10 protein-coding genes are annotated in these 13,415 nt (G+C 35.0%); 1 reads left to right on the top strand and 9 read right to left on the bottom strand.

The features are described 5' to 3' along the window. Window positions 1–439: 439 nt before the first annotated feature. Window positions 440–976, top strand: a complete 537-nt coding sequence (locus tag AC3E9W_RS17660) for a hypothetical protein (RefSeq protein ID WP_488769376.1) — start codon at window positions 440–442, stop codon at window positions 974–976. 288 nt (window positions 977–1,264) lie between these two features. Here the strand turns inward: AC3E9W_RS17660 and AC3E9W_RS17655 are convergent, their stop codons facing one another. From AC3E9W_RS17655 to AC3E9W_RS17615, 9 genes are all read right to left on the bottom strand, one after another. Continuing rightward, window positions 1,265–1,801 (bottom strand): LacI family DNA-binding transcriptional regulator, encoded by a 537-nt coding sequence (locus tag AC3E9W_RS17655; RefSeq protein WP_306157353.1) that lies wholly within the window; start codon window positions 1,799–1,801, stop codon window positions 1,265–1,267. A 46-nt stretch (window positions 1,802–1,847) separates the two neighbouring features. Continuing rightward, window positions 1,848–3,125, bottom strand: coding sequence for a glycoside hydrolase 5 family protein (locus tag AC3E9W_RS17650; protein ID WP_488769375.1), 1,278 nt, complete (start codon window positions 3,123–3,125; stop codon window positions 1,848–1,850). Window positions 3,126–3,128: 3 nt separating this feature from the next. Then, window positions 3,129–5,363 carry a beta-glucosidase BglX gene (gene bglX / locus AC3E9W_RS17645; protein WP_488769374.1) on the bottom strand — a complete coding sequence of 745 codons (2,235 nt, stop codon included), beginning with the start codon at window positions 5,361–5,363 and terminating at the stop codon, window positions 3,129–3,131. Between the two features lie 181 nt (window positions 5,364–5,544). Next, window positions 5,545–7,182: a sodium:solute symporter gene (locus AC3E9W_RS17640; protein WP_306157359.1), complete on the bottom strand. Its 1,638-nt coding sequence runs from the start codon at window positions 7,180–7,182 to the stop codon at window positions 5,545–5,547. A gap of 2 nt (window positions 7,183–7,184) precedes the next feature. Further along, window positions 7,185–8,711 carry a cellulase family glycosylhydrolase gene (locus AC3E9W_RS17635; protein ID WP_488769373.1) on the bottom strand — a complete coding sequence of 509 codons (1,527 nt, stop codon included), beginning with the start codon at window positions 8,709–8,711 and terminating at the stop codon, window positions 7,185–7,187. Next, window positions 8,708–9,727: a glycoside hydrolase family 130 protein gene (locus tag AC3E9W_RS17630; protein ID WP_306157364.1), complete on the bottom strand. Its 1,020-nt coding sequence runs from the start codon at window positions 9,725–9,727 to the stop codon at window positions 8,708–8,710. The genes AC3E9W_RS17635 and AC3E9W_RS17630 overlap by 4 nt, the downstream gene beginning before the upstream one ends. Before the next feature lie 24 nt (window positions 9,728–9,751). Then, window positions 9,752–10,945 carry a glycoside hydrolase family 26 protein gene (locus tag AC3E9W_RS17625; RefSeq protein ID WP_488769372.1) on the bottom strand — a complete coding sequence of 398 codons (1,194 nt, stop codon included), beginning with the start codon at window positions 10,943–10,945 and terminating at the stop codon, window positions 9,752–9,754. Window positions 10,946–10,961: 16 nt separating this feature from the next. Beyond that, window positions 10,962–12,437: a cellulase family glycosylhydrolase gene (locus tag AC3E9W_RS17620; RefSeq protein ID WP_488769371.1), complete on the bottom strand. Its 1,476-nt coding sequence runs from the start codon at window positions 12,435–12,437 to the stop codon at window positions 10,962–10,964. Between the two features lie 24 nt (window positions 12,438–12,461). Beyond that, the gene (locus AC3E9W_RS17615; RefSeq protein WP_306157369.1) at window positions 12,462–13,403 is read right to left on the bottom strand and encodes a hypothetical protein; all 942 of its coding nucleotides are present in this window, start codon (window positions 13,401–13,403) and stop codon (window positions 12,462–12,464) included. Window positions 13,404–13,415: the final 12 nt, after the last annotated feature.

The raw sequence follows: 13,415 nt of genomic DNA, 5'->3' as shown, positions 1-13,415 counted from the left end.
CTAGACAAAATAGCCGATATTATCGTAAACTCGTAAAGAAATTACTAAAAAAGATGAATAGCGGTTTTTATGAATGTCTTGATTAAGAAAAAAACATAAACGTTGATAATTTATGATGAAGAATTTGATTTTACTGTAAAGAATTCAATTTCAATGTTCAAAAAAGAGCTTCAAATTAATTTTATTAGGGATAGTAATTATGAACCACTAGTAATAGAAAGATCGTTTTACAAGCGATTCTATTTTATGCCTAGTTACTGTTATTCAATACAGATAGCCATAATGGCAAAAACTAGAACAATTCAAATTGATGGTAAAACAGGAGAAATATTAAATGATATTACCGCGTATATTGAAGAATAAACTTCCTGCAATAAATATTTTTACAGCAATTATAAACTCGATAGATCAGTTAATATCCCTAATATTATACATAATTATGAGAAACTATATTTACACACTTTTATTTATTCAATCTTTTTTTTGCTTTGCTCAAGAACCACCCGCTATTTTTAAATTAAAATATAGCTTGTTAGAAAAAGATTCAATTAAGGTTAAACACCATTTTAAATTATACTCTCCTTCTTTAGAATATTACAAAAAATCAAAAAATACTTATCTTACAGATGAATACTGGAAAAATTATAGAGATAGAATTCGCACTGATAAGGAATTTATGTACATATATATGGGAAATCCTTATCCCCGAAAAAACGATATTATTATTTTGAATATCATTAATGATAAATCCATAATGAGTGTTTTCATAAAAATAAATTTTAATTTAGATTACGGAGAGAAATTATATCTAAAAGAAATTAATTTCAAAAAGGGAATATATTTTATTGATTTGTCGCATATTAAAAAAGAAAATAGTGACACTTCTTTATACAATTACAATAAAGAAATTGACTGTAGTAAAATTAAAAAGTATCGAATTACTCAGAAACAACTAAATAAAAAATTGAAAGATTAACATTCTAAATTTATCTTGCTCTCAAAAAGGAAAAAAGTAAGATGTCTGTTTTCTATACCTGTTAAAAACAAATTATTCTCTTTATCATTAATTATATTTATTCTTCTTAAATCATTTGTAAAATGGTTCGAGAATTGTCCCGTTAGGGCTACTACAGACTTAATCGTCCAAAATTGGTAAAAAATCCATTTCAGCGCTCAATAGAAAATTATAACCAAAAGCTCAATAAAATTTTAACTCATTCAGCTTTTAGTTTGTACATATATAAAGTCAAAAATTTCTTAATATTTATACAATTGTAAGTTTCAAAACTGATCCTATCATAGCTTCAGCAATTTTAAACAAAGGAGAATCTTCATTAAGCTCATCAATATCTAATAAAATTAATTTTTCATCTTCCTTAAACAAATTCTGAACTTTTTGTTTCATTTCGATAGAAGTTGCTACTATAAATCCGTCAACATACAAAAGTTTATAAAAGTCTATCAATTCGGCCATTTTATCATCTTTATTGCTATTGCAACAAAAAATAACTTTATATCCATTCTGATAGGCAAGATCCTCAAAAATTGCAGCAAATTTAGAAAAGAATGCATCTGAAAAGTCTTTGACTATAAATACTAAAATCTGTGACTTTCCTGTACGAAGACATCGTGCAATCTCATTTGCTCTATAGTTAATCCTTTTTGCGTAATCAGTAACTTTTTGTGCAGTTTCTCTGGAAATATGTTTTTCAATTGCTTTTCCATTTAAGACAAACGAAACTGTAGTAACTGATATATTTAATTCTGCCGCTATATCTTTTATTGAATAGTTTTTTTTCATAGCGAATGTATGTCGAAAATGAATTGAAAGAATCTAATAATAGACCCTACAGATTTCCTTTGTTTAGTTTTAAGGCAAATTCACTTATTATATCTTGCGTTTCTTTATCAGTATCATAAACCGAATACCATCCTTGAAATTCATGAGGAGGATCGCCAATTAAATCGTCTCCGGTTTTCCAGACTGACATCGGTTGTGAAGGTCTGCCCTCGCCTCCCCAAGCCCAGAAATTTACACCGGAAACTTGTGGAGTTGTTTTGCTTAATTTATAGATCATATCGAAAATAAATGCATAATAATCATCTCTGATTTTTATTGATGAATTAGCTTCGTAACTGTTCTCGTCTCTCGAAATCCCGAATTCTTCAAGAACGATTGGTTTATTGAGTTTCTGAGCAATCTTTACATGTTCATCAATATAATTTGTTGCTTTCTCTAATGCTTCTGGATACGTTTCTTTCGCTTTAAGCGGGGCAAACCAGCCCCAGTTTTGAACCCAAAGATGAAAAGTACAATAGTCAATATATTTACTCTGATGATCGATTTCAAAATTGGTTCCGTTCGATGGTGATGGTGTATTCCCTTCTGAACCAATGGAAACCAGATGATTCGAATCTAAGCTTTTAATAAACTTAGCCGTTTCATGAATCCAATTTCTATAATGTTCGACATTGTTACTTCCTTCAGGTTCATTGGCCAATTGCCACGCCATAATCGTCGGATCATTTTTATATGATATTTTATTGATTGAGTTTTCGCGGCTAATTACTTTTTTGATATGATTTAAAAACCATTTCTTAGCCTTTTCATTACTATAAAATTGCGCTGAATAGTGCTGATAAGTTCTCCAGTTACCATTTTCTGCTGGCGGCGGATACGGAATATATTCATTTTTCTTTGTCCAGGAAATATATTGCGCAAAACCACCAGACCATGGCCAGAAATTATTAAGACAAACTACAGCCCTCATATTCCTCTTTTTCATTTCATTTAAAAGAAAATCAAGTCCGAGCCAAAGTTCTTCATTATAAATTCCGGGTTCTTTCTGCATGGTTGGCTGCACGGTCCACGGTATTTTGGAATTTCCTTCAGAACCGGCAATAATTCTAAGATTAATTACGCCCAGATTTTCTAAGCGATCTAATTCACGAATTAATCTTTCTTTGTTGGAAACAGCCAGATTCATTCCGTACCAAAAGTTGGTGCCTAAATATTTATATGGTTTTCCGGCTTTTAGAAAATGTCCGTTTTCTACTTTAATAAAATCCTGCGACTGCACTGTACACTGAAATAATACAATTAGCAGATATAATAGCTTTTTCATAATTTATTGTACTTCAAATGAAACTTTTTCTCCTTTAGAACTGCATCCGCCAATCCACAAATCAAACTTTCCTGGCTCTACTTTTTTCTTCATATCTATTCCGTAAAAAGCAAGGTCTTCCATTTTTAATTCGAATGTTATCTTTTTACTTTCTCCCGATTCTAATTCAATTCTTTTAAAACCTTTTAATTCTTTAACTGGTAAAGCAATCGAAGCCGAAATATCTCTCACATACAACTGCACAACTTCGGTTCCTTTGTATTTTCCATTGTTTTTTAAAGTAAACGAAATTTCAAGTGTTTCTTTTGGATTGAGAAGAGTTTTCGAAAGCGAAATTTTCCCATATTCAAATTGCGTATAAGAAAGCCCAAAACCAAAAGGAAACAAAGGTTCTGTTCCGTTGTCTAAATAATAGGATTTATTTCCTAACGAAGTCTGAGAAGCTTCAACAGGAATATTATCCAAATTGATTTCCTTTCCATTTGCCGGACGTCCTGTATTTAAATGATTGTAATACATCGGGATTTGTCCCACATTTTTAGGAAAAGTAATCGGTAATTTCCCAGACGGATTTGCCTTTCCAAATAATAAATTAACCATTGCCGGACCGCCCATCGTTCCCGGATGCCAAGCGTATAAAACTGCATTAGATTCTTTGACTTCTTTTTCAATTGTTAAAGGTCTTCCTGCAACGAAAACTGTTACAATCGGCTTTTTAGTTTCATTTAAAATTTCTAAAAGCTTCGATTGATTGCCTTGAAGATTCAGGTTCGAAAGACTATGCGCTTCTCCGGAAAGAATCGATTCTTCTCCCAGAAATAATAAAACAACATCTGCCTGTTTTGCCATTTCTCTGGCTTTTCCAAATTGAGTAGAATCGATATCTCTGGAATATTTTAAAATTGGCTCGTAAAGAATTTTAATCTCTTCTCCATATTTTTCTTTTAAAGCCTTAAGCGGTGTGATTGTGTGGCTTTTATCTCCGTCAAAAACCCAAGTTCCTAATTGATCATGTGGCGCATCGGCTAAAGGACCAAAAACGGCAATTGTTTTCGGCTTTTTTAAAGGCAGAATATTATTTTCATTTTTTAATAAAACTATAGATTCTTCAGCGGCTTTTTCAGCAATTTCTAAATGTTCTTTTTTATAAAAAACTTCATTGAGATTTCCTTTAACATATGGATTTTCAAACAAGCCTAATTTGAATTTTATTCTCAATATATTTCGAACAGAATTATTGATACTTTCCATACTTATTTTCTTTTCCTTCAAAAGAGATTCCGCATAAGCCACATAAGTACCGCTGACCATTTCCATATCAACTCCAGCGTTTATAGCTTTTTGAGCAGCTTCTTTTGTATCAGAACAAAATCCGTGATCGACCATTTCAGTAATCGAAGCCCAGTCCGAAACTACAAAACCTTTAAAATTCCATTGGTTTCGAAGAACTTGCTTTAGCAGAAATTCATTTCCAGAAGAAGGAATTCCGTCATTAGCATTAAAAGCCGTCATAATTGTCGCTAGATCTGCTTTTTTAACCGCGTCTTCAAAAGATTTTAAATAGAGGTTTCTAAACTGTCTTTCAGTAATATTCGTTGTATTGTAATCTCTTCCTCCTTCCGCAGCACCGTAACCTGCAAAATGTTTAGCGCAAGCAGCAATAGAAGTCGGATCTGATAAATCTTTTCCCTGAAAACCTCTTACCATTGCAGCTCCCATAACTGAAGTTAAATAAGGATCTTCTCCACAGCTTTCGGCAATTCTCCCCCAACGCGGATCGCGGGCAATATCGATCATTGGTGCAAATGTCCAGCGAATTCCGGTTTCTGATGCTTCAATCGCAGCAATACGAGCCGCTTTTTCAGCTAAATCAGGATTAAAACTTGCTGCTTGCGCCAGCGGAATCGGAAATATGGTTTTAAAACCATGAATAACGTCACGCCCAATAATAAGCGGAATTCCTAATCTGGTTTGTTCTAGAGCAATTTTCTGTGCTTTATTGGCAATTTCAGGATTTGTAATACTCAAAACCGAACCTGCCATTCCCTTCTTAATGACTTTATAATTGGTTTCCATATCATCTGCAGAAAGCTGATTCATCTGACCGATTTTTTCTTTTAAAGTCATTTTCTTCAAAAGAGTTTCTATCTTCTTTTCGATTACAGCATCAGTCGTTTGAGCGCTTGCTCCTAATCCGGAAATGATTAGAAGAAGCGCTAAAATTTGAAGTTTTTTCATAAATATCTTTTTGTTGGCTGTGTTTTTAAACACATAGAAACATAGACTTTTTTAATGCAGAAAAAGAGTATGAAAAGAAACTAGTTTCCAACACATAAATAGTATGTGAATTTTAGAAATGTGAAATGCCATTTCCAGTTCTGTAAATCTATGTCCCTATGTGTTTAAAAAAACACAGCAATTAGAAAAATACAGCATACATCACGAAACACGCAATAACCAAAAGAAGTGCCTGAACACGAAAGTTTTTATACCAGACCACATCTTTTAAAGCAATTGTTTCTTCCGTCCAAAGTGCTTTTGTCCAAGTGTTCTCTTTCACTTTTTCCGTTGAAGGAGGTCTTGTAGAAAGACTTACAGTAACATTAACCAGAATACTTAAAACCAGAATAATTGGAGCTAATAATAAAAAGTGCAACCCGATTTGAATACCTAAAATATACTTCGCACTCATAATAATCACTGCAATAAATAATCCCGACATTAAACCGCTGAAAGCTCCGATGGCATTAGAACGTTTCCAGAATAATCCGAGGAAAAATGTTCCTACAACCGGCGGTGCCAAATAAGATAATATCTCTTGATAATAAGCAATCAACGAATCAAATTTACCAATATACGGCGCCCATAAAATGGCAATTATCAAAGTGACAACCGCAGTAATTTTTCCGACTCTTACCTTTTTTTCGCTTGACGCATTTTTATCAAATTTGCTGTAAAAATCCATTGTAAACAAAGTAGAAACTGAATTTAAAGTTGCGCTTAATGCGGATGTTAAAGCCGAAATCATAGCCGATAAAATAATCCCGATTAAGCCAATTGGAAGAACTCTGCTAATTAATCTCGGATAAACCTGATCGGTATTAATACCGTATTTTGATTTTAATTCGCTTCCGCTGATGATTTCATGCGGTAGATTTTCAACTCCAAACAAATTAATTCCACGCGCAATTACTCCGGGAAAAATAAAAATGAAAAGCGTAAACAAATACAGAAAACCAACCAGTAAGACGCCCTTTCGACCATGATCGATTGATTTTGCAGATAAAACCCTTTGTACCATAACCTGATTGTTTCCCCAGAAATAAAATCCAAGAATAGGAATACCGACCCACATTCCTAACCATGGAACCGTCGGATCGTCCATTGGTCTTGTAAGTTTTAACCAAATTCCGTCATGAAATTGTGTATAAAATGCATCCCAACCGCCAATGCTGTCCATTGCAAAAAAGGCCAATAAAGTCGAACCAATTATCAGGATAAACGCCTGAATAACTTCGGTATTAATAACAGATGAAAGTCCGCCAATAATCGTGTAACTTCCGGCAACAACAGCCATTCCGATAATAATCAGCATCATATCGGCGCCTGGAAAAATCATATTGATAATTAAAGCTCCGGCGTATAAAGTTGCGGCCGCATCGAGGAAAATATTTCCGATAATAGTTATAAACGAAAAGTACGTTCTTGATCTAACATCAAAACGTCTTTCCAGAAATTCAGGCATTGTGAAAATTCCTGATTTAATATAAAACGGAAGAAAAAAGATCGCAAAGAAAACCATTACCAAAATCGAAATCCAGTTGTAATTAAAAACGGCAATTCCGTTTATAAATCCTTCGCCTGAATTTCCCATCAAAGTTGAACTTGAAATACTCGCTGCAAAAAGTGACAAACCAACCATTGGCCATTTTAAATCTCTTCCTGCCAGAAAATAAGCATCTGAATCGCTTGATTTACTATTTTTTAAACCCCACCAAACAATAAAGATGATGTATAAAACGATGACAACTAAGTCAATTATATTTAAATTTAACATGTTTATTTTTGGTATGAAGTGTAAAGAATAACGCTTTGGACTGGTATAGAAACTTTGATAGAATTGTCTTTTACATCAATTTTCTCTGAAGGAACAGGAAATCCGTTTTGGTCTACAGTACGTTTGTTTTCGCTGTACAAATATTTATTCAGCTTTGATTTTACTTTTAGTTTTTTAGTATCAATAATAAAATCAACTTCTTTATCACTGTTGTTCGCAATTGCGATTGTAATTTCTCCAGAATTAGTAATTCCGGCAACAGAACGAACTTTATCTATTTTTGAATCTAGTTTTAGGAGTTTCATATCTCCGGTAAAATAACGCGTCATAATCGACCAGGTATAAAACCAAGGGCGCAAATTTTCATCTGACGGATCTTCTGTAAGTTCTTTTCCTAAACTATTAAACATTCCCCAGCGCTTCAATTGATATTTATCGCCTTTATCATCTTTGGTATGCATGGCATCATCTAAATCCCAAGCGATTACAGCATCAAAACCGGCATTCATAGCCTGAATCAAAGCATCGGCCATATCAACTCCGTAATCATAATCGTAAACCGAAAGCTGACTATCAACACTTGTATATTTATCTCCAAGATGTTTTTGAGATGAAGGATCGCCTTTGATTCCTAGCTCGCCCAAAATAAAAGGCTTTTTATGAACTGAATCGGTAAAACGAACCAAATCACCAAATGTCTTTTGAAATTCTCCTGAACGAATACTTTCTTTAGAAGGATAATCGTGCGCATCATAAGCCGAAACCAAATCCGGAATCTGAAGAGCAGTTTGTTTTACCCAATCTAAACCCTTGTATTGTGATTTTCTGTTATTGAATGAAGTTGCATCGGGACCAATAATCGAAATCTTTTTATCTAATCCCGCTTTTTGAATGGATTTATGAAGCAGTTCGATTCCTTGTTTCCATTGCTCGAAATCGCCGTCTGTAGTTGCCCAGTCGCCGTTTGGTTCATTTACTAAATTGTAATATTTAATACAGCTGTATTTTTTTACATTCAGTAAATGAGTCAGATTTTTAACGATCAGGTCAATCCATTTTGGGTCGTTTGCTCCCGTAAAACTATTTTGAAGATTCAGATGCGTATCGTGAAATTTGTACGGCTGTCCCCATTCACCCAAAATAACTTTTATATCATTCTTTTGACAATAATCCAGAAGTTTATAAAGCGCCTGCATCTGATCACTTTCAAAATCAACAATCGGATTTCTTGCAGCATCAAAACCTTTCAGATATCTCCAATTGGCCTGATCCATAACGCGGGCGATCTTAGGTTTAATGAATGAAACACGGTCAAAAACCATTTGCCATTTTTCATCGGTCATTAAATTCCCCCATTCAGAACTTTCGGTATCGGCGTGCGGATAAGCAGAAAATTCAATTCCGTTTCCTATAAATTCACTCGAAATTATCTCATTTGGATTGATAGTAACAACTGGAATTTTGCTTTGGCTTTGAACCGAAAAACTGACTAAAGCGCAAAGCATCAGGATATTATTTTGAATTTTCATTTTTTGGAATCTTTTAAAGTTTGTAATAATTCGTTGATATCACAAGTTGCCAGACCAACGTATTTATCGGCAGCGCCGTAATAAACATATAAAATATTATCGAGAATCATATTTCCTGTAGGAAAAACGCATCCTTTGTAGAAACCTTCAATTTCGTAATCGTGTTCCGGTTCCATAATCCAGTCTTCAAGCCTTGCCGTTACTTTTGACGGATCTTCTAAATCTAATAAAGCTACCCCGACTCTGTAATAGCCATTTCCGCCATTTTCAACTCCGTGGTAAATTAATAACCAACCGTCTTTTGTACGTAAAGGCGGTGTGCTTCCTCCGATTTTTTCTTCCCAAGTTCCGTTTCTTCCACTTAATAAAAGAATACTTTTTTCTTCCCAAACCATTAAATCATCCGAATAACGAAGCCAGATTGATGGATAATCACAGCCATATTCTACTCCTATCCATTGTTTTGGACGGTGTAACATCGCATATTTTCCGTTGATTTTTTCAGGGAATAAAATCACATCTCTGTCATCTAAATTAGAAGTCGTAATTCGACCTAATCTTCTGAAATTCTTAAAATCTGAAGTTACCGCCAAACCAGAATTTGCAATGTTATGTTTGAAAACCGCAGGTGCATCTTCGCCCGTTTCAGGAAGATTAATTACGTCGTGTGGAAAGGTCCAGTAACGTCCAGGAGGATAAGGTCTGTAAGCATACGTAACATAATATTCACTTCCGAATTTAATGATTCTCGGATCTTCAACCCCGCCCATATCCGGACCGTTGCTGCTTGGCCCAAAAACTGGTTCGTCTGATTCTCTTTTAAAGTTAATTCCGTCCGTACTTGTTGCCAGTCCGACACGAATAAAATGATCAACATCGTCGCCCGCCGCTCGGTAAAGCATATAAAAAGTTCCGTTTTCGTACCAAACTCCCGGATTACAAACAACAAGATTTTCCCAATAATTATTAGGGTTTGGGCTTAAAACTGGATTCTGAGTGCACTTAATTAATTTCATTTTTAGAATTTTGTATTTTGGTTTTTATTTTACAATTGTGTTGACTGCCAACGTGTACATATCCGGCAGTTTTTTGCTAAAGATCATATTCGGACTTGCATAAAGCAGTTTGAAGTTTGCAGCAGAACTATGACCGTCAAACGGAGCATAAAAATGGTTTCCTTCGTGAGACGGATCGTATTTGTTTCTCCACAGTACAACCATCGAAACTTTTTTTCCCGTTAATGGAACACTAATTTCGTTTGTCCAATACGTATCGTACGGAGCCCCGTTTTTTACAATTCCTTCTACTCCTGTTTCTGTAACACCGCATGGTTTTAGTTTTTGCTGCGAAAGTGTCGCCAGATTTCTAAGATTGGTGCTAAAAGCTGTGGTATTGGTTCCGTGATAACTGTCCCAGCCAATAAAATCCACATAATCGTCACCAGGCCATCTAAACAAAAAGCTCTCAACAGATCCCTGTGAATCTAATTGCGGAGAAATCGCATAAATAAAGCTATGAACTCCTTTTTTATTCTTCAAATAATCGATAGTGTATTTCCATAAACTGATAAATTCCTGCTTTGTTGTTGCTCCAGAACCCCACCAAGACCAGGTTTGTGTATGTTCGTGAAAAGGGCGAAAAATAACCGGAATCAGTTTTCCGTCTTTGTCTTTTAAATTATTGGCAAAATCGGCCAGTTTATCCAGCCAGGAATTAAATTTTATATTAGTTGCGCTTCCGTCTGTGAGGATTTCTTTTGCCACCGTATTTTTAGAATTATCCCAACTGTCTCCTCCTGTTAAAGGATTGTTTAAATGACAACAAGCTGTAATCACTTCGCCTCTTTCTCTGGCTTCTTTAATAACTCTTGCTCGATCATTATTTAAGGTTGAAGTCGAACTTCTGTCGTCCATAATTTCGGCAAAATCTACGCTAAAAACAGCAGGATAATCTCCGCAAACATCTTTAATATCAGAATGTCCGGCTTCTGTCATCCAGTTTCTTCCGTATAATAAATCGTCGTGATGTCCGAACATAGTTCCTTTTTCCTGAATTCTCCATAAATTAGAATACAAGGCTTTGGTTTCTGCGGTGGCGTTTGGATCAGATAATTGAAGCGTAACCGGAATCGGATTTTCAGGCTCGTTTCCTCCAGGATCTTTTTTGTCATCAGAAGAGGAGCATCCGAAACACAAAAAGCCCGACAGCAATAAAATTGTATATAATGATTTCATAATCGCATTTTTAAGATTAATATTCAAAATTGGTTAAAACCAAAAGTCCTTCTGCCGGAATGGTTTGCGTTGTATTGTCTTTTAAATGTAAAGTGAAGTTGGTCTTGTTCGGAAGCATTGTATGATCGCCTTCGAGTTTCAGCTGATTTTTCGCGTAAGCAAAACTTTTTACTTTTTCTAAAACAGGTAAATTCTTCGAAGTCAGATTTACTTTAAGATTTTGATTCGAAACATTGACAATCGCGATCATATTTTTTCCGTCTTTAGAAACTGAAACCGCTTTTAGGTTTGGATTTCCGTTTACCGAAACCTGATGCACTTTACAACCCGTCGGCATGTATTTTGTCAATAAAGACCAGGCATAAAACCATGGGCGGACTTCTTCTTCTTTACTTCCAAAATATTCGTCTCCTAAAATGTTCCAAAAACCCCAGACTTTTAGTTTGTTTTTTTGTTCTTTGGCATGCATGGCATCATCAAGCATCCAGGCAACCGATCCCGAATAACCGGCATTTACGGTTTGAATTAAAGCATCGGCCATATCTGAACCATAGACATAATTGTAAACAAACATTTGAGAATCTTCAACCGAAGCGTAAGGTTTTGCTTTGGCTCTTTCTATATTTTCGTTCATTAACCCTTCATCATGTTTTTCAACAAATTTGAATCCGATTTCTCCCATAACGATTGGTTTTCCTTTTGGAACAGCATCTTTATACGCTTTTAATATCGAAGTATATTCTCCTGAATTGACCGTGATTTTTGACGGATACGTATGGATGTCGTATACGCCGATCGCACTATCTAAATCTTTAACAGAATTCGTAATCCAATCTACTTTATCGGCTTTCCAAATCGCAATATCCGGTCCCATTAAAGACACTTTTTTATCAAGATTTACAGCTTGAAGATTTGTCCAGAAAAATTGAGCTGCATTTTTCCATAGCCCATAATTTTCATCCGTAGCCGACCAGAATCCATTCGGTTCGTTGATCATGTTATAATATTTGATACATGAAAAACCCTTTTTATTCACAAGAAAATCAAGATATTGAGCAGCCAGTTTTAAATTATTTTCTGAAATCGTATTGGCTTTACTATTAACCATTCGGTCGCCCCAGTCTCCTAAAACAACCTTCACATTTCGGGACTGGCAATATTCCAGAATTGGGGCAATATTTTGGTAATTTTTAGTTTCATTTAAGACTCCATTTTCAATTACCGAAGTTGTATTGATCATCACTCTTATGAATTGGGGTTTCATAAAATCAAGACGCGCATACAATTTCTGCCAGTCTGCCGCCGAAATGTTGAGCTGTTTTTCTCCGTAATCCAATTGATACGGATCCCATTGGACACCGTTGCCAATGTAATTTTCATTTATAATGGTATTGCTATCAACAGCAATAGTTGCATCGGCCGAAGCCGAGCAACTGATTACCGAGTTCACTAACCAAAATGATACTAGAATTTTAATAAATATGTTTCGCATACATTTGATTTACAACCTCTTTACTTAATCTTTTTTGGTAACATCTATCCAAAAACGTCTTGGTTTCTTCACGAATTTGTCATAGTCCGAATAAATATTCGTCCAGTCGTCTGTACCGTTTAGATTAAAGGCAAAAGCGTTATTGGTAATGGTTTTCTTTTGTCCATTTCCTAAATCTTCTGTTCCGGCATTTTCAAAAGTTCCAACTTTTATAGTTCCGTCTGCGAAAGTGAATGTGATAGTTCCCGCTGCATAATTTCTCAACCATTTTCCTTCTCCGGTCGGAATTTGTCTGTAGAAATTTTTAACATCGGTTTGAGGACTTCCTACGTAAATAAAATCGGCGTATTGGCCATCTGCTCCAGCAGTATTAGTCACTTTTCCGTACGTATTTCCATCTTCTGTAATTCCTTCCATTTCAAAAATTAACTGATTGTCCAATTCTTTGTCCGGACCATTTGTTGTTGACCATATCCAAGGTTTATCGGTCATGGCTAAAACTGCTCCACCACCATATTCCGGGCCTGTTCCTCCGTAAACAATCAAGTTATCTATATCGTAAATTCCGATTAGAGATTCTCTAAATGAGCTTGCTACAACTGTATAATTTCTTGATTTTCCTGTTGGAGAAGTAACCGTTAAACTGGCGCTGTTCTCAGCATTTTCAAAGTTTAAAGCTTCGCCTTCAGCAACCGATGAATTTGCTCCATAAGATAAGACCAATTCTTTAATTACAATATTGCTTAAGTTAGGAACGGCATCAACGTTAATTGCTAAATTGATAGTTCCTGTTTGCTCGTCTACGCGAACGATTTGTGCATTACCAACCTGATTTTCGAATTTTATATCCAAAACATTGCGTTCGTTATTCCAGTCTCCTTTTTCGATATCTTCCAAAGGATCGCTTTGACAGCTTGTCTGCGCTAAGGCAGTAATGAAAAACAAAACGTATATTATTTTTTTCATAATCGTATATTT

Source organism: Flavobacterium sp. 38 (assembly GCF_057799715.1).
The sequence above is the reverse complement of the archived record's forward strand: the minus strand, read 5'-3'. Positions and strand labels throughout refer to the sequence as shown.